General features: G+C 41.4%; 18 protein-coding genes and 1 pseudogene. 1 reads left to right on the forward strand and 18 read right to left on the reverse strand.

Features of this window, described 5'->3' with window-relative positions; genetic code table 11:
• Positions 1–536 precede the first annotated feature (536 nt).
• The 3 genes from VIG27_RS12405 to VIG27_RS12415 all read right to left on the reverse strand — a co-directional run bounded on the left by VIG27_RS12405 (position 537) and on the right by VIG27_RS12415 (position 3,178).
• Positions 537–953 carry a hypothetical protein gene (locus VIG27_RS12405; protein WP_394522830.1) on the reverse strand — a complete coding sequence of 139 codons (417 nt, stop codon included), beginning with the start codon at positions 951–953 and terminating at the stop codon, positions 537–539.
• 4 nt (positions 954–957) lie between these two features.
• Positions 958–1,158: a hypothetical protein gene (locus VIG27_RS12410; protein WP_394522831.1), complete on the reverse strand. Its 201-nt coding sequence runs from the start codon at positions 1,156–1,158 to the stop codon at positions 958–960.
• Between the two features lie 193 nt (positions 1,159–1,351).
• The gene (locus VIG27_RS12415) at positions 1,352–3,178 is read right to left on the reverse strand and encodes an RHS repeat domain-containing protein (RefSeq protein WP_394522832.1); all 1,827 of its coding nucleotides are present in this window, start codon (positions 3,176–3,178) and stop codon (positions 1,352–1,354) included.
• A gap of 326 nt (positions 3,179–3,504) precedes the next feature.
• Here VIG27_RS12415 and VIG27_RS12420 point away from each other — a divergent pair.
• Positions 3,505–4,657 (forward strand): annotated as a pseudogene (locus tag VIG27_RS12420) (IS3 family transposase).
• Positions 4,658–4,886: 229 nt separating this feature from the next.
• Here VIG27_RS12420 and VIG27_RS12425 read toward each other — a convergent pair.
• From VIG27_RS12425 to VIG27_RS12495, 15 genes are all read right to left on the reverse strand, one after another.
• Positions 4,887–5,354: a hypothetical protein gene (locus VIG27_RS12425; RefSeq protein ID WP_394522833.1), complete on the reverse strand. Its 468-nt coding sequence runs from the start codon at positions 5,352–5,354 to the stop codon at positions 4,887–4,889.
• A gap of 18 nt (positions 5,355–5,372) precedes the next feature.
• A complete protein-coding gene (locus tag VIG27_RS12430) occupies positions 5,373–5,645 on the reverse strand; it encodes a hypothetical protein (RefSeq protein WP_394522834.1) in 273 nt (90 codons plus the stop codon).
• A 43-nt stretch (positions 5,646–5,688) separates the two neighbouring features.
• Positions 5,689–6,000, reverse strand: coding sequence for a hypothetical protein (locus VIG27_RS12435; RefSeq protein WP_394522835.1), 312 nt, complete (start codon positions 5,998–6,000; stop codon positions 5,689–5,691).
• Positions 6,001–6,008: 8 nt separating this feature from the next.
• Positions 6,009–7,163 (reverse strand): RHS repeat-associated core domain-containing protein, encoded by a 1,155-nt coding sequence (locus VIG27_RS12440; RefSeq protein ID WP_394527575.1) that lies wholly within the window; start codon positions 7,161–7,163, stop codon positions 6,009–6,011.
• A 936-nt stretch (positions 7,164–8,099) separates the two neighbouring features.
• On the reverse strand, positions 8,100–8,549 hold the full coding sequence (locus VIG27_RS12445; protein WP_394522836.1) for a hypothetical protein: 450 nt from the start codon (positions 8,547–8,549) through the stop codon (positions 8,100–8,102).
• 8 nt (positions 8,550–8,557) lie between these two features.
• Positions 8,558–15,751, reverse strand: coding sequence for a polymorphic toxin type 47 domain-containing protein (locus VIG27_RS12450; RefSeq protein ID WP_394522837.1), 7,194 nt, complete (start codon positions 15,749–15,751; stop codon positions 8,558–8,560).
• 164 nt (positions 15,752–15,915) lie between these two features.
• Positions 15,916–17,112 (reverse strand): hypothetical protein, encoded by a 1,197-nt coding sequence (locus tag VIG27_RS12455; protein WP_394522838.1) that lies wholly within the window; start codon positions 17,110–17,112, stop codon positions 15,916–15,918.
• Between the two features lie 36 nt (positions 17,113–17,148).
• On the reverse strand, positions 17,149–17,754 hold the full coding sequence (locus tag VIG27_RS12460; RefSeq protein ID WP_394522839.1) for a hypothetical protein: 606 nt from the start codon (positions 17,752–17,754) through the stop codon (positions 17,149–17,151).
• A 122-nt stretch (positions 17,755–17,876) separates the two neighbouring features.
• Positions 17,877–18,383: a DUF4280 domain-containing protein gene (locus VIG27_RS12465; protein WP_394522840.1), complete on the reverse strand. Its 507-nt coding sequence runs from the start codon at positions 18,381–18,383 to the stop codon at positions 17,877–17,879.
• On the reverse strand, positions 18,371–18,904 hold the full coding sequence (locus VIG27_RS12470) for a hypothetical protein (RefSeq protein ID WP_394522841.1): 534 nt from the start codon (positions 18,902–18,904) through the stop codon (positions 18,371–18,373). Before VIG27_RS12470 ends, VIG27_RS12465 begins: the two co-directional genes overlap by 13 nt.
• Positions 18,901–19,872: a pentapeptide repeat-containing protein gene (locus VIG27_RS12475; protein WP_394522842.1), complete on the reverse strand. Its 972-nt coding sequence runs from the start codon at positions 19,870–19,872 to the stop codon at positions 18,901–18,903. Before VIG27_RS12475 ends, VIG27_RS12470 begins: the two co-directional genes overlap by 4 nt.
• A gap of 9 nt (positions 19,873–19,881) precedes the next feature.
• Entirely contained in the window at positions 19,882–21,288 is a 1,407-nt protein-coding gene (locus tag VIG27_RS12480; protein WP_394522843.1) for a contractile injection system protein, VgrG/Pvc8 family, read from the reverse strand.
• Positions 21,289–21,299: 11 nt separating this feature from the next.
• On the reverse strand, positions 21,300–22,748 hold the full coding sequence (locus VIG27_RS12485; RefSeq protein ID WP_394522844.1) for a contractile injection system protein, VgrG/Pvc8 family: 1,449 nt from the start codon (positions 22,746–22,748) through the stop codon (positions 21,300–21,302).
• Positions 22,714–23,361: a hypothetical protein gene (locus tag VIG27_RS12490; protein WP_394522845.1), complete on the reverse strand. Its 648-nt coding sequence runs from the start codon at positions 23,359–23,361 to the stop codon at positions 22,714–22,716. The genes VIG27_RS12485 and VIG27_RS12490 overlap by 35 nt, the downstream gene beginning before the upstream one ends.
• A gap of 14 nt (positions 23,362–23,375) precedes the next feature.
• The gene (locus tag VIG27_RS12495; RefSeq protein WP_394522846.1) at positions 23,376–24,152 is read right to left on the reverse strand and encodes a hypothetical protein; all 777 of its coding nucleotides are present in this window, start codon (positions 24,150–24,152) and stop codon (positions 23,376–23,378) included.
• Between the last annotated feature and the right edge of the window lie 4 nt (positions 24,153–24,156).

Below are 24,156 nucleotides of genomic sequence, written 5' to 3' on the forward strand. Positions count from 1 at the left end.
CTGCGTCGCAAAATTTCGCCCCTGTAGGACCTTTAAAACCGATGGTGGAACATGTGCCCAACAAGCCTTACCAAGCCTTGTTGGGCATATTTGAAAAGAATTGCGTTTTCCTTTTTTATCTGATAATTGTTCGGATTACTGCTACCTACTGTTCACCTTCCTGTTGCTTTATCAGGAAAATGTCGCACATCTGCACCATTTTAAAATCTCATAACAGGAGATCTACTCTCATTACTTGCCATAAAACAAAGGTAAACCACGGGGTCGAAAATGATGCAGGTTAGAGGCAGGTGCTACTTACGGCGCACTTGCCAGCTTTCAGCAGCCGGCAATACCAGCTGTACAAGGATTTTGGTCAAAGCTTTTTTTGTTTATTAGGTGACTATCAATAAAGATAAAGTCACCCGTTAGGTGGCTGTAACCACTCTGACATCAGCTGAATTCTGGACTTAATAAGATATCTATGCAGATACACCTCTTAAAATTTCACCGATTTTTTTTGCCAATTTACATAGATCAACTTACTTAATTTAACTTTATTGATCACCCATGAAAAAGTTTATCCTATCTTTTATATCTTTATCAACGTTATTTCTATTTCTTATCTCATTTAACAAATCAAGATATGATTCTTTATTAACTAACTTGGGATCATTAATTATCCTATTCATCATCCAAATTGTATGCAAAGTAGGCTTTCTCTTAACGGATTGATACAATAGTTCCTCGTAACCATTGTTATAAAACGTCTCAACAAAATGAGTTAATGGACCTGGTTGTCCAAAATCAGCCTCCGGGAAATCTTCCATTAACTGAAGTATTGGTTCAACAAAATTATATGGAGTCTCGGATTCCTTTATACTATCCACTACATCATACGCAATATTAATAAAATCATCTTCGCTAACTGCTTTTCTTAAAGTTTCTATAAATTCCTGTTCATTATTATTCATAACCTTATTTACCTCTCTTCATAGTATTGGTGATATGCTGCAATGCTTTGGTCTGTGCTTCTAAAACAGAACTTTCTGGTATCTTACTATTGCTAGCTAATATTGTTACATTAGCATTAACATTCTCAATTGGAGTTTGTGTTCTTGCATTATGTTGTCTTTGAGCCCTATTTACATCTGCATGTACTTCGTGAGGCAATGCCATAACAATATTCTGCTTTGAAGCATCAGTTGACAATCTAGTAGTTGCTAATCCTTGTTCATTAAGATTTGCATGTTGCCAAATTTCATGTCCTTCTAGTCCATCTCCTACAACTGAGCGTTTTGCAAAGTCTTCATATGTTGTAACCTCGTAAGCTTCTATAGGCGTCTGCCCCGACCCCTTAGCGACATTATCTTTAGGTTTTTCCCCCTTTTATTTTACATTTTTCTCCCTCATACCCACTAGGATCATAATAAACCACCGGATTATTCCCACAGTACGCATACAGGTTCAGTCCATCCCCTCGATACACATCTTCCTGCATGAACCTGCCAACCACTGGATTATAAAACCTTGCTCTTAAATAATACTGGCCGGTTTCCTGATCATATTGCTGACCGGTATACAGGATTCGGTTCTTGACTTCTTCTGAGTGCTGCCGTAAACTTTTAAAAGCATCGTACTCATAGAAGTTTTCAATCGTTCTCTGATTCCCCGTTATGTACGCAGTACTGTTCTGCTCGTCCAGATGATAAGCATGGGATCCATCTCTTCCCTCTGTCTCACTTCCGGCTATACCATATCCAAGAATATATCTGGTTTTGACAGTATCATTGTCATAGATTTCTGCCTGAAGCTCACCATTATAATAGAGGTAACGGGAGATTTCCCCATTGACGGATGTTTTGGCTCTTAAAAATTCTCCATCATAGAAATTTTCTAACTTGAAATTGTCTTCCTTCACCTCCGTTTGCTGGCCAAACGGATTGTATCCATACCTCCTTTTCTTTCCATTTGCGCTTTCTTCCAGGATATTTCCCTGCATATCATACTCATATGCACAGCTTTCTCCCTGCAAACTTTTTTCAATTAATTGATTTCTTCTATTATAACCGTACGTCTCTTTTCCTGCAACAGACTCCTTTTCCTTCCGGTTTCCGCAAAGGTCATATTGATAGGAAACGGCATCTCCATCGTAGGTTTCTTTCAATAAACGGTTCATGGAATCATACTGATATTGAATTCCAGTTACGATAGGATTTTTATTTATATCTTCACCATCTATTGCTTTGCCCTTGTTAAACTCCCCTAAGACTACCCGGCTGCCTGTTTTGGCTGTCCGGTTTCCATTTAAATCATAATCATACCGGAAGTCAAACAACGGCTGTTTTTCGGAGACAAACGTAGCCAGGCGGTTGATGTTTCCGTCCGTGTCGTATTCATAAATAGTCTTCACTCCATTGAAATGACGTATGGTCTCAAGCCTTCCATCTGGGTAATGGCTGTATTGTACGATCTCATTTCCAGTCTGGTCTTTGATGTTCTTTAAACTCCCTCTCCAGTCATATCCATAAAATAGCATTTTCCCTGTGACATCCGTCAGGGTTTTTAATGATCCGTCTTTATTATAAGTACAGGAAACAAGCGTCTGGCCCGAAGATGATTTCTTTATCAGCTTTCCATCCGGACGATACTCATAGGTATAGCAGAAACCTCCGGACACCGCCTTTTTCTTTCTGCCAAAGGAATCATACTCCCAGCTTCTGGTTACCTGATTCCCATTCCGGTCAATGGACAGTACTTTCCTGCCTTCCCTATCATACCGGAACGTCTCACTATTTCCTTCCTGATCAACGATTTCACAAACCTTTCCCTGGCTGTTATACTGGTAGGTGATCACGCCTCCATTGGCATCTGTGGTGCTGGTCACAAGGCCCATGCTGTTATAGGTATAGGTTTCCATTCCTCCATCTGCATTGTGTACGCTGCGAATCCTTCCCCAACTGTCTGTGTCCATGCCTGTATGATTCTGCTTTCCGTCCACAATTCCTGTCATTCGGCCGTTGGCATCATAACGGTACGACTGCGCAGCTTTTCCTTTTTTCCTGCTTCTGGAGGTGTAAACCTCCGTTTCCAGTCCATGAATTCCGTACTGGTAAGTAAGTTCATTCCCTTCGGCCGTTCGTTTTTTGGAAATTCTTCCTGTTGCTTTATCAGAAAAATGTCGCACATCTGCAACCATTTTAAAATCTCATAACAGGAAATCTACTCTCATTACTTGCCATAAAACAAAGGTGAATCATGGGGTCCAAAATGATGCAGGTTAAAGGCAGGTGCTCCTTACCGCGCTCCTGCCAGTTTACAGCAGCCGGCAATGCCGACTGCATAAAGATTTTAATCAATGCCCTCCTTTTTTATTAGGTGACCGTCAATAAATCAATAGTCACCTGTCAGATGGTCGTAACAGCACTGGAGCTAGCCAAATTCAAAGCTGGATCGGCTACAATTAACTAGACAGAAATTTTAAGGGCATATATGATAGTATTAATAAGGAAAGGATGATGCCCTATGTCTCAAAACAAAAAACCAAGACCACGCCGTACATTTACTCCTGAATTAAAACAACAAATCGTTGATCTCTATCGAGGTGGAAAAAGAAAATGCGATATTATCAGAGAATACGATATTGCAAGTTCTCTCCTTGATAAGTGGATTGCACAGGCTAATAACAGTGGTTCCTTTAAAGAAAAAGATAACCGTTCTACAGAAGATGCCGAACTGCTTAGACTTCGCAAGGAAATTCAGCAGCTTAAGATGGAGAACGATATTTTACACCAAGGGTGGGCAGCGCCAAGCAAGCAGCGCTGATCTTAGGACGAAAGTAAATGTGATCAAGGCAAATACCCACAAATACTCTGTGTCAGCAATGTGTAGAGTCCTACAAATTCCAAGAAGCACCTATTACTACGAAGCAAAAGCAAAGAAAGATGAATCTGAATTGACAGCAAATATAATTGATATCTTTAAGGCGAGTCGTAACAATTACGGGACACGGAAAATAAAATCCGATTTAAAGGATAGAAATCTGATTGCCTCCCGTCGCCGCATCGGAAGGATTATGACGCAGGAAGGACTTGTTTCAAATTATACGACTGCCCAATTCCGTCCGCAGAAAGACACCTGTAACGAGTCAAAAATTGAAAACGTGGTTGACCGCCAATTCAATCAACAACCATATAGAAATATTGTTGTAAGTGACCTAACATATGTCCGGGTCGGTACGAGCTGGAACTACATATGTGTCCTTGTTGACCTATTTAATAGAGAAATAATCGGTTACAGTGCCGGACGCAACAAAACAGCAAACCTTGTAAAACAGGCATTTCAGTCCGTAAAGGGAAATCTGAAAGATATCCAGATATTTCATACGGATCGTGGAAACGAATTCAAGAATCAGACGATTGATGAAACTCTGAAAGCATTTGAAATTCAACGCTCTCTCAGCCATAAAGGGTGTCCTTATGATAATGCGGTTGCAGAAGCAACATTTAAAATAATAAAAACAGAGTTCGTCAGAAACCAGACCTTTAGCAGCTTATATCATCTTCAGATTGAATTGGCTGATTATGTAAACTGGTTCAATAACCACAGAATTCATTCTTCACTGGGATATCTATCACCGGTAAAGTATAGAATGATTACCCTTAAAAAAGTTGTCTAGAAAACTGTTGACAATCCAAGCTTTTTAAGGTATCTGCGTAGGTACAGCGTATAAAATTTTACCAATCACATTGTAAATGGTTTTTACCTGAATTCTGGTAACGGAAAATCCACTCTCATTTCTTGCTCTAAAACAGAGGTGAACCATGGGGTCGAAAATGATGCTGGTTAAAGAGCCGGGGGGCAAAAACTCCCCCGGCTCAGCTCACATCAGACCGCAGTGTGGACCGTCAAAAAACTATTTGTCCACATGTAATTCTACCTTCGTGATGAAATTCTATTATTTCGTTATAATCTGTTGAAAATAACCAAGTATCAGCTTCAACCGCTTTAATATCATCTAAATGATTGATTATAGAATTTAATCCGCACCTTATTATCGGCAAACCTTTTCCCCAAATAATATAATAGATGTCTTTTGAACAAATTTCTTTTAATTCTGACTCAAATTGGATATGTTTTATATTTTTTATTTTCTTTCCTTCCTCCCAATCAATACCCCAAGGAGTAAAAATCAATATTTTTTTAAAGTCATTATACACTAATACCTCTTCTTCATTATCCAATATAATGCCATCATTATGTAGTGCTTCTATGCACTCTTTCAATAGTATATTATTTTCCCTTTCCTCATTCTTATTTTTCGCTTTATTAATATTTTTTAACTTTTCAAGCTTTTTTTTAAGCTCATCATTCATTTTGCAAATTCTCCTCTTTTAACGATTATACAAATCTATTATGGATTTATATTGCTCATAATTAATATCAATAGGTATAGCTATTTTTACAGCCTTGCTACCCTTACCTTTTGAAAAGTCTTCAAAATTGTAATGTACTCCCTTATCTGGGTCATAATCAAGCCTCCACCTCGTTTTTCCGTCCAATGATTGTCTACCTATCTTTTGTTCATATCCATAACTTGACTCCAACCTGCCTGTATATGGTTGTGAACCATTAGTAAAAGCACGTGATTTGTCAACCTCATTCATTAGAGTATTTCTGGCACTTTCATTAATAGATCTTAGTTTAAATTTATTTTATTAACCTTTCTACTAATTGAATAGCTTCAAACAAGGCAGCACAAATTAATTCTTTGTTACAAACCACTACTTTTTTTAAAACTGGTTTTTCCCAATTATAATTATAGATTACATTTAAAACAAAATTTCCTTTAGAATTACATTCAGGATACCAACCTAGATCAATTAAATAATTATTTGGATATTTTACTTGCAATAGATCTTCTGTAAGAGAATCCTCTTGCTCATCTAATTTTTTATCAAAATCAATATGAAACTCATTATAAACAATACTTCCTACACCAAAATCAATATTATTTAGCATAATTTCTCCTAATTTTTGTTTAATTTATTATATTCACTCTTACTTATAGGATGACCATGTATTGTATTGGCACTATTTTCTATTCTAATGTATGTGGTTTCCTTTCCTTCGCTAGCACCAATAACTCTCTCATACACTTTCGTCTTCCAATTCTTTCCGTTTGTAGTTGGTGTTCCTGTTTTCCATGCATCCCTTTCAAAACTTTCAATATCTATAATATCTGGTGAATATTTTGCAGGTCCGCTTTTTGTTGATTTTACTATGTCCTTCCAAGATTTGTTTTTTTCAGGAGTATGTTTATGACCGTGATTTGTCCATTGAACATTATCACCCGAACCCTCAGCGCCATTATCTTCAGGCTTTTCCCCCTCTTTTGAACAAACAACTTTTTTCCCATACCCACTAGGATCATAATAAACCACCGGATTATTCCCACAGTACGCATACAGGTTCAGTCCATCCCCTCGATACACATCTTCCTGCATGAACCTGCCAACCACTGGATTATAAAACCTTGCTCTTAAATAATACTGGCCGGTTTCCTGATCGTACTGCTGACCAGTATACAGGATTCGGTTCTTAACTTCTTCCGAGTACTGCCGTAAACCACCAAAAGCATCGTACTCATAGAAGTTTTCAATCGTCCTCTGATTCCCCGTTATGTACGCAGTACTGTTCTGCTCGTCCAGATGATAAGCATGGGATCCATCTCTTCCCTCTGTCTCACTTCCAGCTATACCATATCCAAGAATATATCTCGTTTTAACAGTATCATTGTCATAGGTTTCTGCCTGAAGATCACCATTATAATAGAGGTAACGGGAGATTTTCCCATTGACGGAGGTTTTGGCTCTTAAAAATTCTCCGTCATAGAAATTTTCTAACTTGAAATTGTCTTCTTTTACTTCCGTTTGCTGGCCAAACGGATTGTATCCATACCTCCTTTTCTTTCCATTTGCATTTTCTTCCAGGAGATTCCCCTGCATATCATACTCATATGCACAGCTTTCTCCCTGCAAACTTTTTTCAATTAATTGATTTCTTCTATTATAACCGTACGTCTCTTTTCCTGCAACAGACACCTTTTCCTTCCGGTTTCCGCAAAGGTCATATTGATAGGAAACGGCATCTCCATCGTAGGTTTCTTTCAATAAACGGTTCATGGAATCATACTGATATTGAATCCCGGTTACGATAGGATTTTTATTTATATCTTCACCATCTATTGCTTTGCCCTTGTTAAACTCCCCTAAGACTACCCGGCTGCCTGTTTTGGCTGTCCGGTTTCCATTTAAATCATAGTCATACCGGAAGTCAAACAACGGCTGTTTTTCGGAGACAAACGTGGCCAGGCGGCTGATGTTTCCGTCCGTGTCGTATTCATAAATAGTCCTCACTCCATTGAAATGACGTATGGTCTCAAGCCTTCCATCCGGGTAATGGCTGTATTGTACGATCTCATTTCCAGTCTGGTCTTTGATGGTCTTTAAATTCCCTCTCCAGTCATATCCATAAAATAGCGTTTTCCCAGTGACATCCGTCAGGGTTTTTAATGTTCCGTCTTTATTATAAGTACAGGAAACAAGCGTCTGGCCCGAAGATGATTTCTTTATCAGCTTTCCATCCGGCCGATATTCATAGGTATAGCAGAAACCTCCGGACACCGCCTTTTTCTTTCTGCCAAAGGAATCATACTCCCAGCTTCTGGTTACCTGAATGTGCCAGACTGCGACACGTAGCTGGAACCCAGTGGGGTACAAAGCGCTACATGAATATGGAGCATCTGAAAGAATTGGATCTCCAGAATCAGTCTGATATCATAGCCGGCTGACTACCGGCTACCTAACGGCTTAAATACAATTTGCGAAAAAATCTTGACACTATCATTTTACACTAAACAGACTGGGCAATTAGCATTTGAGGAAACATTTCTCTACCAACAAGGTTTTATGGCTGGGGTCAGGGTATCGAATTCTTTAAGAACATTATAGCAATCAAAAACACAGCCAGTAAATTAAGGCTGCGTTTTTGATTGAAATTAAATAAGTTAATATTTGTTTAAAATTTATAACCTTATAAAAATTTATTTGATTTTAAACTTAATTTATTTCTTTTTCTCTATATATTAAGGGTAATAGATATTGGCTAGCAAGACCTGCAATCTCAATTGTATACCAATTAACAGCAATTAAGTAATCCATTGTTTCATTAGATACAAAGTACTCCATACCATATGAATTTTCGAACAATTCTCCTAATCTTTTAGCATTATTGACTTTTACTACAGTTTTTCTTGCAATATTACTATCCTGGCCCCAAAAAACATATGCTGGTTCTTCTTTAAGGTAATGAGAATAAGTAAATTCATACTTTTCTGTAGGTATTGAAACTGTATTTTTACCGATACCCAAATGTCCATCTGTCTTAAAGGGATTATAAAATGCTAAAACAGCCCTAATATACCCTTGAGCCTCATTCTCATTCAGCAGACAAATCTCAATATTTAGCTTATTACTTGTTTCAATTAATTCTTTTACATAATCCAACATATTCACACCTACTTTCTCGTTGCTGGAACCCTATCTACAAATATATGTCCCCTAATTCTATTGCTTCCCTTACCTGCAGTTTGATATCCGATATGAGGCACATGTGGTCCTTCTCCAAGTTGTCCATTAGGTTTAACATTATTCCACTGCGGAATGTCCATATTTACATTCGCCCCATTAGGCCCTTGCCATTCTACAGGTATACTTTTCCCGTACTCATTAGTGCCCCACTTAGTCACTTCGAACTCTTCTTTGGAAACTCCCGTTCGCCTGAATGCTTCATCAAGTCCATCTTGATATGTTTTTCCGGTACTTCTAAGATCGACATCTTTTTGAGAATTGAATTCCCAATTGCTACCTGTAAGACCATCCCCCGAACCCCCAGCTTCAGAATTCTCCCCCTTTATTTTACATTTTTCTCCCTCATACCCACTAGGATCATAATAAACCACCGGATTATTCCCACAGTATGCATACAGGTTCAGTCCATCCCCTCGATACACATCTTCCTGCATGAACCTTCCAACCACTGGATTATAAAACCTTGCTCTTAAATAATACTGGCCGGTTTCCTGATCGTATTGCTGACCGGTATACAAGATTCGGTTCTTAACTTCTTCCGAGTGCTGCCGTAAACTTCCAAAAGCATCGTACTCATAGAAGTTTTCAATCGTCCTCTGATTCCCCGTTATGTACGCAGTACTGTTCTGCTCGTCCAGATGATAAGCATGGGATCCATCTCTTCCCTCTGTCTCACTTCCAGCTATACCATATCCAAGAATATATCTCGTTTTAACAGTATCATTGTCATAGGTTTCTGCCTGAAGATCACCATTATAATAGAGGTAACGGGAGATTTTCCCATTGACGGAGGTTTTGGCTCTTAAAAATTCTCCGTCATAGAAATTTTCTAACTTGAAATTGTCTTCTTTTACTTCCGTTTGCTGGCCAAACGGATTGTATCCATACCTCCTTTTCTTTCCATTTGCATTTTCTTCCAGGAGATTCCCCTGCATATCATACTCATATGCACAGCTTTCTCCCTGCAAACTTTTTTCAATTAATTGATTTCTTCTATTATAACCGTACGTCTCTTTTCCTGCAACAGACTCCTTTTCCTTGCGGTTTCCGCAAAGGTCATATTGATAGGAAACGGCATCTCCATCGTAGGTTTCTTTCAATAAACGGTTCATGGAATCGTACTGATATTGAATCCCGGTTACGATTGGATTTTTATTTATATCCTCACCATTTATTGCTTTGCCCTTATCAAACTCCCCTAAGACTACCCGGATACCTGTTTTGACTGTCCGGTTTCCATTCAAATCATAGTCATACCGGAAGTCAAACAACGGCTGTTTTTCCGAGACAAACGTAGCCAGGCGGCTGATGTTTCCGTCCGTGTCGTATTCATAAATAGTCTTCACTCCATTGAAATGACGTATGGTCTCAAGCCTTCCATCCGGGTAATGGCTGTATTGTACGATCTCATTTCTAGCCTGGTCTTTGATGTTCTTTAAATTGCCTCTCCAGTCATATCCATAAAATAGCGTTTTCCCTGTGACATCCGTCAGGGTTTTTAATGATCCGTCCTTATTATAAGTACAAGAAACAAGCGTCTGGCCCGAAGATGATTTCTTTATCAGCTTTCCATCCGGCCGATACTCATAGGTATAGCAGAAACCTCCAGACACCGCCTTTTTCTTTCTGCCTAATGAATCATACTCCCAGCTTCTGGTTACCTGATTCTCCCCTTTTTCATCACAGCCGGATTCATACACCGGATTGCCATCCACATTGTAAATGGTTTTTACCTGATTTCCATTCCGGTCAATGGACAGTACTCTCCTGCCTTCCCTATCATACCGGAAGGTCTCACTGTTTCCTTCCTGATCAACGATTTCACAAACCTTTCCCTGGCTGTTATACCGGTAGGTGATCACGCCTCCATTGGCATCTGTGGTGCTGGTCACAAGGCCCATGCTGTTATAGGTATAGGTTTCCAGTCCTCCATCTGCATTGTGTACGCTGCGAATCCTTCCCCAACTGTCTGTGTCCATGCCTGTATGGTTCTGGTTTCCGTCCACAATTCCTGTCATCCGGCCGTTGGCATCATAACGGTACGACTGCGCAGCTTTTCCTTCTTTCCTGCTTCTGGTGGTGTAAACCTCTGTTTCCAGTCCATGAATCCCATAACGGTAAGTAAGTTCATTTCCGTCGGCTGTTCGTTTGAGGGAAATATTTCCGTCTGCAAAATACTGGTTCTCCTCCAGTACCGTTCCCGCTCCATTGGTTTTTGAAAGAAGGTTTCCGTATAAATCATAGGAATACCGGAAGCTGTTTTCTGTTTCTGCCCTTTGCTCTCCCTGCGGAAGAATCTCTTTTTCCAAACGGTCATTTAAATCATACTCATAACGGAAAACAGGACCCAGACAGTCTTTTACATGGATGATCCGGTTCTTTAAATCGTACTGGTAATCCAGTTCCCAGACTTCGCTTCCCTTTCCCTGGCGGGCAATCCTTGTAATATTCCCTGCATGGTCATAAGAAACCTTCACGGTTCTGTCAATGCCGTTTTGCTTGTCCAAAGTCCGTTCTGAACTCAAACGGTCACAGCAATCATACTCCCGGAAAATCTCATATCCCTCCGGTGTCTGTATCCGGATGCGGTTTCCATTTTCATCATAATCATATCTGGTAATGGCCGCTTTGGCTTCTCCTGGCACAGCAGGCAAACCGCTGTCAAGCTCCTCTTTTGTCTCTATCAGTCTTCCGGCTCTGTCATAATGGTAATGGATTACCTGGCGGATTCCATCGGAAATTGTTTTTTCTTCGTAAGTGCGCTTTCCCTGAACATCATAGCGGAACCGGATCGCTGCTCCCTGGCCATCTTCTACCCGAATCAGACGGTCCCGTTTGTCATAGGAAAACTTCAGATGAAGCCCGTTTCCTTCTTCTTCCTTCAACTGCCCGTCCAGACTCCAATAGCCGCCCAAACGCTGTTCGCTTGTTTTATTTCCTTTGGCATCATAGGTATAGGTGGTTCTTTGGTACAGTACTTCCTGATCATCTTCCTTAACAGGGCGGTAAATTTCACAAAGCTGGCCTTTCAAGTCATAGGTATACCAGGTGGTACGTCCTAAGGCATCGGTTTTTCTGGTGGGATTGCCCAACAAGTCATAGGCATATTCTGCCTGCAGACTTCCGTCCGGACCGGTGACCCGTTCCAGATGGCCTAAGCTATCATATGTATACAGCCAGCCTTCTCCATCATCCTTTTTGGCATCATAGGATTCCGGCAAAACATGTTTGATCCGGTTTCCATTGGCATCATAAAAGATTCGCTCGCAGCCTCCGTCTGGATAGTGAATCCGAATCTGGTTTCCGTCACTGTCATAATCATAGGAAATTCCTTCTCCGCTTTCCATATCTTCTGCATAAGAATTCGGATGGATCTTCTTTAAGACATTGCCTTCTCCGTCCAGTATCTGCCTCTCGTGACTGCCATCCGGCCACACCGTATCAATCCGGCGGTCAAGGAAATCGTATTGATAAGTATATTCGCCCTTTTGCTGTTTCCACGCTTTTGGCGGATACATAGCCAGAAGTCTTCCCATACCATCATATAAGTAACGGGATTCGTTTCCTTCTCCATCCCGCACCATGGTTCTGTAATTTCTGGCATTATACCCATACTCCTGACGGCCGCATACATCCTCCTCTGCCATCAGCCGCCCCATGGCATCGTATTCAAAATGGACTTCCTCTCCGTCCGGATAAATAATTACTGACGGTTTCCCCTCGTACTCATTATACTGATATTTGGTTGTCTTTTTCAAGGAATCTGTTTCTTCCAAAAGCCTTCCTTTTCTGTCATAAAGATAGGAAGTAGTGGACCATTCATCTGCAGAAGAAACTTTTTCCTTTGCTTTCATCAGGTTATGATTATGATCATATTCATAAGCATACTTCCGTCCTGCATTGTCTTTCTTTTCTGCTAAATCCCCGGCTTCATTATATTGATAGACCGTGGTCAGCCAGCCTTTCTTCTTCTCCTCTGTGATACGTCCCATACAGTCATAGGACCAGTCTGTTTCCTGTCCAAGACGATCCTTGTACCAGATGCGGTACCCCTCCTCACTGTAATGAAAGGCTTCAGAAGTGCCGTCTTCATAAAGAACCGAAAGAATCTGCATTTCCTTCCCATACTCGTAAGTAACGTTTTTATTTCCCACACTGCTAAACACATGGACTTTCCGTTCCTCGTCCACGTATTCCGCTTGATAAATATCTCCGTTTGCAAGAGTCTGATGCACCATTCTTCCCTTTGCATCGTACCGGTTTTCCAGGTATGCCACGTTTGCCTGATCTACCGCTTTCGTCAGATACCCATTTTCATCATACTCATAATGAGTAATTCCCTGATCCATATGTACCACATCGGTCAGAAGACCGTTTTCATAGCGGTACTGCATGGTTCTTCCCATAGAGTCGGACAGCTGAATGAGCCGCCCATCCTTCATGGTTACGTGGATCTTATAACCGAGAGCAGTGGTTATTTCTTCCAAAAATTCTCCGTGATAGGAAAATGTCATGGCCTGGCCGTTTCTGTCCGTAATGGATGTAAGAAGACCATTTGAGCTGTAACGGTAGACCCGATGCTCCTTTTTGTCACGTATGATCCATTCTTCATGATCCTTGAAAAGCTCAAACCAGCTGCATCCATAGGTTACATTGACTGCCTTTTCACCGTCCCACTCGAAAATCAAATGATAACCGCAATCCAGAACTGCATGGCGTTTGTTTTTATCCTGATAAAGCCTTCCCTCATAAGAAAAGCTCCAGCCTGCTCCCAGTATGCCCTCCTGCGTAACCGTGGAATTGTATTTCCGCTCCAATCGTATGGACTCCCGGATATCAGGAAGAATAAAATCCGAGGCAGTGATTAAAAATGCACCGGAAGCTGCATCGACCGGCTCTCCAAAAAGCTGTCCAAGACCGCTTGATATAAAGTTTTCCTTCAGAGAGCGGGCCACATCTACTTCTCTTCCCGGCAAGGCGGCATCGGTTGCCACGTCTACAACCGTTCCGTACAAAGTTTGCACTCCGGCGCCTACAATCTTTTTTGCACCGCAGGATTTGAACAAGCTCTGGGCTTTTCCCATTAAGATATTACCGGTTCCCCCCTTAAACAAACCGAGGGCACCGTTGAATGCCATGTTTTTTATATCCACTCTGCCAGTGACCTGATATTCATTAATTGCACCAAAAATAGCAGAGCCTCCCACTTGGCTTACTAAATTGGCAACCTGGGATTTGGGACACATGAATTTGCTTAATTTGCCTATTTGGGCTGCTTTTGTAAGTGCCTTTCCGCTGACTACATCAAAAACCACATCGGTTATGGCTGATGCCATATTATAAGCGTCTTCATTTCCGCCAAATACAGTATCCCTCAGGAAATTGGCTGGCCTTGAAGCATCCAGGTTATTGACCTTACTGTGCCCATCCAACCCTTCTGCTATGTCAGCAACCGCAAACGTCGCTTTCACTCCTGCCGCAACCAGTAAAGGAGCCGCTGCTCCGCCAGTACACACCGTTAAGGCCGTAAGCCCCACCACCGTGGCAACACTTAAAACACCGCTTATGAATTTGCTTTTGCTGTTCTGCTTTGTTTCAATCAGGGAATCTCTAAGCGCATTGTTTTGTGCCTCCCGGTTCTCTGCATCATTTTTTGTCAGCTCCGCCTCCATGTCACCGGCAGAAGGGACTGCTTCCGGATGAGAATCCGCTTTGTGTGTCACAAGAGCGGATTTCACATCGGTCTTTTCCTCCATGGTAACAATGTCATCACCGCCGTCTCCTACCTGAAGAGTCACCTTGTTTTCTCCCGAAATCATTAAGTTGCGCACCGGGGTTTCTCCTCCGGCCATCAGCCCCTTCTGGGTCTTTATATTGATGTTTTTTCCGGTGAGAGACATAAAGCCTGCTTTATTAAGACTCAGCAAGATAGAACCGCTGGAATCAGGCGCATAGCTTAATGAGTCCTTTGTCATATCCATGGCGCTGCCGCTGGGGTCAGAGAAATTTTTATTATCCGGGTTTTTACCTCCCCCGCCGCCGCTTCCTTCTCCGCTCCCTATAGCATGGACAGCAACCGCGCTCTGTTCGTCATGCTCCGGAAAATAAATATGTACCTGGCTGCCCACTTCCGGCATACAGTAAAAACTGCTGCTTTCAATGGCATATGTAAAGTACTTCATCTTCGCAGACGGTTCGAAAGCCGGATCAATGTCAAAATGGACCCGGATCCGGTTTCCGCTCCGCTCTTTTACCGTGGCAGGAATGCTCATACCATAGATTCTTGGATTCTTTTCCTTTTCTCTACGGATTCCTTCCCGCCTGGCAAGAGTATAGCGGTAAACCAGCTCTCCCTTTAATGTGTTAAACTCCATCCCGATCACGATGGCAGGAATTTTGTTAAACGATACGGTCTCTCCCATCTGTAAATATCGTCTCGTCCTGATACTCCACCTGGATGCTTCCTGGGAAAGAACCCCCTGAGGCTTTAGAACTCTTGCATAGTGAGTCATATCCTTCTGAAGAACATAATCCTCCCGATCAAGCTTTGTCCCATAATCCAAATCCGGGATACCAAAAAATACTTTTCCGCAGTTGTCTTTTGTATCCACCATCAAATAGGTTCCAAAATGGCTGGCAAGCCTGCGAAGAAAAACCCAGTCACTTTCCTCATACTGCAAAAGCATTTCAGGTATAACCCCGTCACAGCCTGCCTCAGACTTTATATCAAATCTCCCATAGTCAGAAAGGACCTTTCTCGCTACCTCCATGTAAGTCATGGCTCCGTTTAAGAAGCTTCTGCTTTTTTCCTTTCGTTCCCAGTCCTTTGTATAGGAATACGCCTCCACATACAAAAACGGAAGTCCCTGTTCCACTTTTGTATAAACGGTTTCAATTTTTCCTTGAAAAACCACCTGTCCCCCGGAGTATTCTGCTTCCCTTACGATCACGGGAAGAACGGAAGCCATATTTACAAACTCTTCTGCCATATCACCGTCTACCAACAGTTTCAAAGCAAGAAATCCATGACTGTTTAATTTTTGTTTGAGCTGAAAAGTTTCCACCTGAATGATACCTTCCAATGAAAGCTCTATTTCCAGTTCCTTATATGCCAATATCATATCTCATTCCCCCTTACTCATGAGGTAACCGTTCATATGTATCTAATTTTTAATGATCTTTTGTCTCAAGTTTTCTCTATTTTGCCGTTATAATATTTTTTCTGGCATTACATGAATCACCTGATAATTCTGGGAAAAACACAACGTATTACATTTACATCATTTTATTCAGGAATCAATACACAACGCATTAAACCAACATTATTTCCGATATCTTTTTCTGTAAACGTAACGGTAGGAAGTCCTTCAAATTGTTTGTAATTAATTTCACCTTTTGAATCCGTAATTTTAAGATATCTAATTTTGCTTTCCTGATATGAATCCAATTGCATTTCTGACCAGCCAAACTGATTTGCCTGAGTTTTATTTCCAGCAATAAGCCCACACCAATTATAATAACCGGGATAATAGCTCTCATTTCCGTGGTAACCTTTATACGTCAAGTCAGATAAATTGTTATAGACCTCATTTTTAATTCTATAAGTTCCATCAGCCAAATCTTTGCCAACTTTATACATTCCCTCCGCAAATACAGTTTCCCCATATGCTGCTTCTGGATTTTGATACTTTATAGGACGAACAGTTGGTTTTTGACCCATTGGAATTAATATGCAATTTTGCAAATTTACAGCCAATTCATCTTCAATATCTGCATATCCAAATCGGCTAATTAAGGCTAACGTTTTATCCTTTTGGTCTGTTACCAAAGCTGTTCCAACCGATATTTCCATTGAAAGAACAAAATATTCACCCTTTGGTATTTCTTTTCCAACTATATACGAACCTTCATAATAAATCTTATTCCCCTTCATTTTCGGATAATTTTGTATAGGAACGGGTGCTATTTCTGTTTTTCTATTAATATTAACTATATCTCCGTCTTCTAAATAAAAAAATGACATAGGTTTCGTCCAATACGTTTGTATCTTGCGTTCACCTTTTACATTTTCTTTATATATATCAACGCTTACATTTAGAGAAACGTCCTCTTTATTTCTGAATACATAAAGTCCCTGGTTAATATTTTTTCCTACTATATATTCTCCTTCCCTGGTCCATTGGTCATTTTCAATCCACTGACTGCTCCACCTATCAACATCATGAATTCTCATCCCCTTTTGTTTTTCGTTCTCCATATAATACTTCCAGTAACCTTCTACTTGCTCTTCCAATTCTCGAACATCAAAACTGCCATAAGTATCATATCCATCTCCCTTTTCTTCTGAATGAGAAAAACGCTCCTCAGGCGAAATATTTGCGGCACAACCAGATAAAAAAGGTATGGTAAGTGAAAATATTAAAACATACACAATATGATTTACTTTTTTTGCACGATGAGCATAAGCTCTTCCCTGTATCATTTCCGCAAATTTCTCCTATAACATCGTTGACATCAATTAATTGATACTCTCTTTGAATTCAGAACTCTTACTTCGATTCAGATATTCATTATTAACCATTTCTTTCATCTGCTCTGCTTTCATATAAAATTCCTGCAATTTTTCTTTTGATACAATTTTTTTCACATCCAGATCTGCCTGCAAATAATCTCCCCAATCAGGTTTGATTTCATAAAAATCCGGAAGATAATAACAAACAGTTGTGCCGAATCCCCCATCATAACTCGTTGATACTTGTGCGGTATTTTCAATCCTATCTATATCGTAAATTTCCACATTCACCAAATATTCATTTGAGTAATACTTCCATTTTATTTGGGTGCTGATTCTTATCAAATCCGTTCCGTATACAGCCTCAATACCGGAATCAAATTTAAGTTTTAAATAATCTTTTCCATCATCGGTTACTATTTGGGCTGTTGTATGATTATCTTTAAAATAATCTGTATAATAATCAAGATTTTTTAAAACATCTTCTACCCAGGTATTTTGATGCACAGAATCTGTTCTGATAAAAGAATTGTATTTAATTAGTATCAATGTCATCATAAGAAACATTGCCAGAAAAACGAAACAGAAAATAATCGTTCTATTTTTCTTCATTTTTCCACTTCATAATATATAATCTTTGATTTTTTCTCTCATTGATAAAATTTCTTCGATTGTATCAGAATCCGAGTAGTGTCCTCCTCTAACAATTACATCAAACTTTCCTTTTTTGAAATTTAACTCCCTGCCTCCGGCTGCCCTGACTCAGTGATCTCAATCACCCCGCCATACATGCAGTACAGTTTGGCTCCTCCCATCAAAGGACGTTCTTCCTCCGTGTTCACCCCATCTTTTCCATGATCCCATTCCTGAGCAATGATATGGGGGGTACAAACGCCGACTACCTGAGGGGTTTCACTGTCCGCAGGCTCCTCTTTCTTCTTTTTCTTTTTTCCGCCGGAAAACAAGTTCATGACCTTGTCTGTAAATGTATCCGGACATGCTTCCTCCACTTCTTTCTGCACTTTTTCTGCTTCTTCTTTGGTACTGGGGTTTTCCATGCTATAGCAGCCCCCAAAGCAAATAACGTTATAGTCTCCTTTGCAGTCTTTAATGGTCATCTGAGCCTGATTCCGTAAAAAAATTCCATGGGATTCATGAAGTACCACCTTACTGGCCCTCATTCCTTTGGAACAGGTTGTACATGCTCCGTGTACCACATAGGTATCCGTCAATTCTGCCATGCTCCCACCTCCACTTCTTTAAATACAATTCCCATCACATTTCTGCGCAAAAGACTTTCTACTGCTTCCAGACTGATAAGGGGATTGAGAAAACGTTTATCATTTAATAAAAACACTTTATGTTCTCCAATCTTTTTCGGGTCAAGAACAAGCTTCTTTACGCTTCCATTGGAGTAAAATTCAGTTTCAGTTGAAAATACGTTGAGCCGTTCCAAAAGTAGATGGTGATAAACACGGATGGTCTCACGTTCCTTATCTGCGATTGTAACGGTTTTAAACACCATGTCATCTTCATAGAGATCAAGGACCTTTTTTACCTTGTCCGAGACTAAATAAACCGGACTCTGAATGAAATCAGGAGCCGCCTCTCCACTGTCTTTTGTCAGATACATCATGCTTGATGCTTCCAGATCCGGTGCATCTTCCTTATAGAAAATATGTCTCGGTCCGCAGATATCAAAATCCCGGAAGCGGATTATATCCGGTAAGGTTTTATCTTGTTCCATTGTAAAAAATCTCATCCATTTGCCCTCCTGTCGATCAGTATGGTCTGAAGCTGCTCCGGCTCCATGTGAAGGAAAGGGATATCCTTTTCTAAAAAGATTGAGTTTGTTAAGTCGGCTCCGGTAAAATCATTATCTTCCCATTTGCAATTTACAAAATCTGCCTGTCTAATCACTGCATTGCGGAAACTGCAGCCTTTGATGGTACAATCTTTAAACCGGGAGCCGGAAAGATTGGAATCGTCAAAGGATATTTGCGTTAATATACAATTTTCAAACTCATTGAACAAAAGGTATTTTCCTCTTCCATCCGATTCCTTAACGTCCATGAAATACCAGTACTTGGAAATAAGAGCATCCTCCTGTTCCTTGGAAAGACGCAGTGCCCTCTCCCAGTCTTTCTGGTACTTTTTTTCTCTGTCCACAAAGGCGATCAGTTCACTGGCATCCCGGTATTCTCCCCAGTAAATCCCCCAGGTGTCAAGCTTTGGTATCTCTGCAAAATCCTTATTTTCTTCAATATCCCGGAATAAAAAGCGAAGTTCTCCTGCCAGTATGTGGTTCCATTCCATGGCGTTATTCTGTAATATTTCAGAGATATCATACCGATTGATCTTCCCCATATATTTACCGGCGTCAAGGGTAAGCTTTTTCTTTACTTCCTCCAGTGTGGAAAAAAGAAAATCCAGAGAAAATGTGGTCTCTGCCGGTTCCGAATCCATATACCATCTGGCATCAAATGCCTGGAGAAAAAAGCGGTATTCCCCGCCAAGCATATCCACTCGCAGAAGGGAAAAATAGAAAAACATGATTTTCTCTTTTTCTAACCGCTGCACTTCCTCTTTTAGATTCTTAAAAGCCTCCCGGATTTCACCGGAAAGTTCCTCTGCCTGCTGCTGCAGACCATTGTAAAATTGAAGTTTTTTTTCTTCCAGATATTCCATCTCTTCCTCATGAAATTTCCGGAGTGCTTCCTTTCTTGTCATAAACTCCTCCTAATTCACCTTTACTTCGGTTCCCTGGATATACAGCTTTCCGTCCGCCGGCATCTTGATTGCCCCTCCCTTTACACAGGTCAAAACAGTGGATTCGAGAGCTTCAAAAGATACATCCTCTTCGGCAGAGATATCTATGCTATTTTCCGCTTCGATTTGTATGGTTCCCTTGGCACTTAACGTTACATCCCCTCCGTTTCCGATCTTGACACTGGCTGCGCCTCCGCTGGCAGAAAGATAGATTCCATCGGCAGCAAGCTTCATCTCCTGACCGTGTGGATTGCTTAAATATTTGGTAGAAGGACTTCCCATGCGATCCGGTACTCCCCCGCTCTTCCCGTCATAGGAGCTTACCGCACTGACCGCAATTACATCTTTAGTGTGTTTGGACGGAAAGTAAATCCGTACATTATCCTGTTTTTCCGGCATATAGTACCAGCCGCTGCCATCTGGTGATGCAGATAAGGTGGAAAATGGAAACCAGTACACATCGGTTGCTCCTCCTTTATCAATATCCAGATGAATCTTTATTTTGGTGCCCGATATATCCAAAACCTTTCCTCCCAGAGCCACACCGATCAAATGCATGGGATACCTGGGTCTTGAAAGAATCCCTTCCTTCTTCTGCAGTTCCATGCGGCAGTGGAGCAGCCCCCGTTCCAGTTCATAGGTAAGACGGCGGATCACAAAAGTTTTCCCCTCGGTCTGTACCTGCTCAAAAATTTCAGGAACATGACTGGTCTCCCCTTGAAGAACAAGAAAATCGTTATCACTGACAGAAGTTCCTTCCATCACCCAATAGCTGTATTCTCCCATTTCCTTGCGGTAACCGGTTTTTTCAAACTTCCAATTTCCCCATGAAATATCCGGTACTCCGCCATATAAACAAATGGAATCTGCGTTTGGACGACAGACTAAAACGGCGTTAAGTATGGACAGCATCCGTTTTAGAAACTGCCAGTCTGTCTCCTGATACTGAACAGCAATTTCCCCTAAGGGCTTATCCGGAATCGAAAGCTTTATCTCGCTGCCCGGATAATCTGCTAAAATCAACTGAAATAACTGGCTGTAAGACATGGAGGTGTCCTGAAAGGACCGGGACTTTTTTTTCTGATCCATAAGAATGCTCCGGCTTTTAGCCTCTGCCTGAATTGTTACGGTCCCTCCCTCTCCGGCTACAAGAACCTTGGTCAATATACCCGAAAATATCGGTTTCCCCCCGTCTACATAAACTGCTATGGAATCATTTTCGGAAAACCCAAACAAGGCTTCTTCGCCATCCTCCGATGTTAGAAAGCCATTTAGTCTTAAACTCCCATGCTCCCCAGGCGTGCAGTCCAGGGTGAGTTCGTTTAATTGTTCAACGGGAATTCCTTTTATCACGATCTGTTCTGCTGCATATGCCATATAACCGCCTCCTAATTTTCGTGAATTTCATCTCCGTGAAAGTTTACCGTTCCTTTTTTTATTTCAATATCTGCCCCCGACTGGCAGGCCACTTTTACACAGGTCTGAGACTTAATCGTTAAATCCTTCTTTGCTGCTATATTTAAATTTTCCGCCGCCAAAACCTTGATATCCTTTATGGCATTTAAAATCACTTCCCCGTTTTTCTTTAACAAAATACTTCCCTGACTATCTCCTGCAGCGATCAAAACTCCGTCCGCTGTCATCTGGACCTGATTCCCCTGGGCAGTCTGGATATTCCGTGTGTTTGGATTGCCCATGGAATCTGAAGGATTTCCTTCTTCTGGTTTATGGCCTTTGACATTGGTCACCACATAGGCTTCCTTTTCGTCAGCCACAGGGAAGTAAACCCGGATGCTTTCTCCATTTTCCGGCATGCAATACCACCCGCTGCCATCGGAAGAAGCTGCCACTGTGGAAAATGGAAACCAGTATTTTTCACCGGTTCCAGCCTCAATATCCATATTTACCTGTACCTGATTTCTCTGGACGGCTGCTATGGTTCCGTCAATAGAAACTCCCGTGATCTTTTCGTTGTAATAAGGCAATATTTTCAGTCCATCTCTCTGTCTTAACCGGTACCGGTTTTTTAAAAGTCCATCTTCCAGCATCCGTATGGCGGATTCAACAAACCATGGACTGCCTTTATAGGTGATCTGGCTACCGATGGATACAATGTCATAGGATACAACCTCATAAACGGCATTCTGGGCACGGGTAAGCTCCTGACAGCCATTTTCCTTCATGGCTTCAAGAGAAATAAAATCCTGAGACAAGGTAAATGGAAGGTCATCCCAGTTTTGTTCCTCCGGCTTTGGAGAAAGCCCGGCCTCAAAACGAATGTTGGGAAATGCCGGGTCCGGATATAAGCTTTCCTTATATTTGGATAAAAAACGTTTTAAAAATTCCCAGTCTGTTTCTTCATACTGGACCACCAGCTGGCCGATGGGAGTGTCCGGAATATGGACCATGTGGTCAGACCCCGGATAGCTTTCCATCACCTGGCTGATTAATTTATGTACTCCCATCTCGGGGTTTTGAAAAATCCGTTTTTTTCTCTCCACATCCATCTGACGGGTTCCATCCCAGGCTTCGATGCATACGACATACTCATCTCCATCCCGGTCCATGGAAATATTGTGGAGAACCCCATAGAACAGCACGTGCTCCTTTTCCTTTTGCCGGTACACCAGGGAAATGGTATTTTGGATCTGATGAAAATCATTTTCATCCATTTCGCTGTCAAGAACTGCTTCCACGAAAAGAAATGCATGCTCTCCCGGCTTTTCCGTAATTTTGATTCTACGAAAATAAGCGATTCCCATAGCCCCTAAATAGAGGTCTTTGTAGGTAACCGCTCCATTGTCATTCTCCTTGTTCTTCCCTGCTTTGATTTCCAAAAAGACCGCCCCCTTCTCCTTGTGCAAACCACTGATCCATTGCCACTATCATTGCTTCCAAAATAATCCCGTATGTATCCTTATCCTCTTTGAGACAATTATAATTTCCGGTAAGTGACTGTTCTTTTCCCTTTCTGCGAAATACGATATTATAAAGCCACCCTTTTCCAGTAGGTACATCAAAACAGATATATTCTAAGTAATCCAACTGTTTTTTTTCTCCCACTTTTGCATGAAGACCGTTTGATGCCATTCCGTTCACCAGCTGATTGCTCCACTGGTCAAAGGTTACAGGCTTGATTTTTGCTTTGGGCCAGGAAAGGATCTGACTGACCTCTTTGCTGTGATTGATATAAATTACGCCTTCTTTGTCCTCTTTGAACGCCTGATGAAAATTTTTAAATAGGATCATGGGAACTTTCTGGTAAGAATAGACATGGGTCTCAAACTCCAGATGTTCCCCCTCATAAAGTCTCATTTCCCCTGCACAGATCCCTTCCAGAGCCTCCTGCAAGGTCAGTTTTTTGACAGGAGCTGTTGCTTCTTTTTCTTTCTCTTTCTCTTTTTTTCTCCGTTCCCGTTCCATTTGCGCAATCTTTTCATCCAGATACATGGTAATCCTCCTTCTTATAAAAGCATCATGCCTCGTTTTCCCTGACTGCCCTGCCCTCGCTTGGTCTCTCCGCTTTTTTGGGTTCTCAAAACCTCTAAAAGGCCCCGGTAGATGGCGGCATTTCCTTTTTCTCCGTATTCCTCCCCCAGTCTGCAGGATAGATATTCCCGAATGAGTTCTGCGGTAACGTGTCCATCATTTCCAAGAGCTGCTGTAGAAAAGCTGATATCATACGGGTCCGAAGACCGGCTTTTCAACATTTCTTTGGAAAACTGCCTGATAATGCATGGGTTTAACGTGCTCTCTCCGACGGCTGCATAGGGCTGATGGATGAGATTGACGGTATCAAATTCCGTGGAGTAATCCTGTAGGTTTTCATGGCTTTCTCTTAATCTTGCTCCCTCCTGAAGGCGGAATCTGCAAAGTTCCATTTCACAGGCAGGGTCCGGCTTTTTATCTTCCAGAAAGATTCTGGTGTTACCTGTAATCTTCCCGGCCTCCCTTACTTCAGCCAGAAACTGCACCTTTAGATAGCGGATCTTATCCTCGGCCCTGCATTCCATTACAAAGGGCTTGTCCATAAAATAAAGATTCTTCTTCCAGATGACCATGCCCGAAGAAATAGTCAGCCTTCCATCATCCCAGGTAATCTCACAGCCCTTCACCACCCCGTCTCCATAATCCTGAAACCACAGTTCCAGGAAATTTTTGGGATAGTCCCTCAGCTTATCGAGCATCTCCACTCTCAACAAACGCTTCTTTTCAAATTGGGGATAATCGTATTGAAACATATTC

Origin of the sequence: Lacrimispora sinapis (genome assembly GCF_043633585.1) — a bacterium.
In the GTDB taxonomy this organism is placed as follows: Bacteria; Bacillota; Clostridia; order Lachnospirales; family Lachnospiraceae; genus Lacrimispora; species Lacrimispora sinapis.

Coding starts and splice junctions, on each gene's coding strand:
- VIG27_RS12465 (WP_394522840.1), bottom strand. CDS start 18,383: ATGGCAGAATTGACGGATACCTATGTGGTACACGGAGCATGTACAACC.
- VIG27_RS12475 (WP_394522842.1), bottom strand. CDS start 19,872: ATGACAAGAAAGGAAGCACTCCGGAAATTTCATGAGGAAGAGATGGAA.
- VIG27_RS12490 (WP_394522845.1), bottom strand. CDS start 23,361: ATGTATCTGGATGAAAAGATTGCGCAAATGGAACGGGAACGGAGAAAA.
- VIG27_RS12440 (WP_394527575.1), bottom strand. CDS start 7,163: ATGAACCGTTTATTGAAAGAAACCTACGATGGAGATGCCGTTTCCTAT.
- VIG27_RS12460 (WP_394522839.1), bottom strand. CDS start 17,754: ATGAAGAAAAATAGAACGATTATTTTCTGTTTCGTTTTTCTGGCAATG.
- VIG27_RS12405 (WP_394522830.1), bottom strand. CDS start 953: ATGAATAATAATGAACAGGAATTTATAGAAACTTTAAGAAAAGCAGTT.
- VIG27_RS12445 (WP_394522836.1), bottom strand. CDS start 8,549: ATGTTGGATTATGTAAAAGAATTAATTGAAACAAGTAATAAGCTAAAT.
- VIG27_RS12435 (WP_394522835.1), bottom strand. CDS start 6,000: ATGCTAAATAATATTGATTTTGGTGTAGGAAGTATTGTTTATAATGAG.
- VIG27_RS12480 (WP_394522843.1), bottom strand. CDS start 21,288: ATGGCATATGCAGCAGAACAGATCGTGATAAAAGGAATTCCCGTTGAA.
- VIG27_RS12450 (WP_394522837.1), bottom strand. CDS start 15,751: ATGATATTGGCATATAAGGAACTGGAAATAGAGCTTTCATTGGAAGGT.
- VIG27_RS12495 (WP_394522846.1), bottom strand. CDS start 24,152: ATGTTTCAATACGATTATCCCCAATTTGAAAAGAAGCGTTTGTTGAGA.
- VIG27_RS12470 (WP_394522841.1), bottom strand. CDS start 18,904: ATGAGATTTTTTACAATGGAACAAGATAAAACCTTACCGGATATAATC.
- VIG27_RS12425 (WP_394522833.1), bottom strand. CDS start 5,354: ATGAATGATGAGCTTAAAAAAAAGCTTGAAAAGTTAAAAAATATTAAT.
- VIG27_RS12430 (WP_394522834.1), bottom strand. CDS start 5,645: ATGAATGAGGTTGACAAATCACGTGCTTTTACTAATGGTTCACAACCA.
- VIG27_RS12410 (WP_394522831.1), bottom strand. CDS start 1,158: ATGGCATTGCCTCACGAAGTACATGCAGATGTAAATAGGGCTCAAAGA.
- VIG27_RS12415 (WP_394522832.1), bottom strand. CDS start 3,178: ATGGTTGCAGATGTGCGACATTTTTCTGATAAAGCAACAGGAAGAATT.
- VIG27_RS12455 (WP_394522838.1), bottom strand. CDS start 17,112: ATGATACAGGGAAGAGCTTATGCTCATCGTGCAAAAAAAGTAAATCAT.